Origin of the sequence: Bartonella sp. AP88HLJMH, assembly GCF_042195605.1 — a bacterium.
Classification (GTDB): domain Bacteria; phylum Pseudomonadota; class Alphaproteobacteria; order Rhizobiales; family Rhizobiaceae; genus Bartonella.
Genome location: NZ_JBHIOR010000097.1, coordinates 1 through 908 on the forward strand (window position 1 = coordinate 1; position 908 = coordinate 908).

At 38.5% G+C, this 908-nt stretch carries 2 protein-coding genes; both read right to left on the reverse strand.

The features are described from left to right. Positions 1–540, reverse strand: a 540-nt coding sequence (locus tag ACFIMA_RS09770) for an RNA-guided endonuclease InsQ/TnpB family protein (protein ID WP_375693782.1), incomplete at its 3' end; no start/stop codon positions are given. Then, positions 537–908 (reverse strand): IS607 family transposase (locus ACFIMA_RS09775; protein ID WP_375693783.1); only part of this gene is annotated, 372 nt, incomplete at its 5' end. The genes ACFIMA_RS09775 and ACFIMA_RS09770, both read right to left, overlap by 4 nt.

Sequence of the window (908 nt, forward strand, 5' to 3'; positions counted from 1 at the left end):
AATGGCTTGGTTCTTGCTCGGTGATTGTTGATTATCTGTTTGAACGCTAAGACTTACAAACCACCGATCCGCTTTACGGCTAATGGTTGCTGACAAGATCTTTCCTTGAAATCGCAATTGTTCTCGCAGACGAACCCAACCAAGTTTGGGAATTCTTATCTTGGAACCTTGCAACTGTATTTGATCATTGGTCAAAGTAAAACGATCGTGCACTCCTTTCTTTCTAAAAGTGGGATATCGGCTTCTCCCTGAAAAGAAATTCTTAAAAGCCACACCCAATTGAATAATTGCCATTTGTGGAGCATTTTTAGTAACTTCCATCATCCATGGAAATTGTTCTCGTTTTAGAGAATTGAATTGTCTACGTAGCGCATAGTCATTAGGCTTTGGTAAATTATTATCTTTCTTCCATGCTTCATATTGCTGCTGCCATTCCTTCAGTGCCCAATTATAAGCAAAGCGCGCGCAACCACTGGCTCGAGCCATATAGCTTCGTTGTTTATTGTTTAAGTCTAGAGCTATTTTGTGAGCAACAATCATTGCGATGCCTCTACAGCTTGACGAACATTCTCTAATAACCTTTGATTTTTTCTCGAACGACTTCCATAAAGACGAGCACTAAAGACAGTAATAATTTTTAAAACATCTTTGGCTAAATCTTCTTCAAAACTGCTTTCTTCTCCCTGATTAAGAATGACAACCTCAACTTGTTTGGCTTCACAAATGGCGAAGACCAATTCTGCACCAAAGCGCAATAAACGATCTTTATGTGTAATCACCAAACGACCTATCTCATTTTCAATGAGAGCATCCAATAAACGTTTAAGACCCTTTTTACGATAATTCATCCCTGATCCTAAATCAGAGATGAGTTCATAACTCCAACCTTTACTTTTGCAATAAAACTC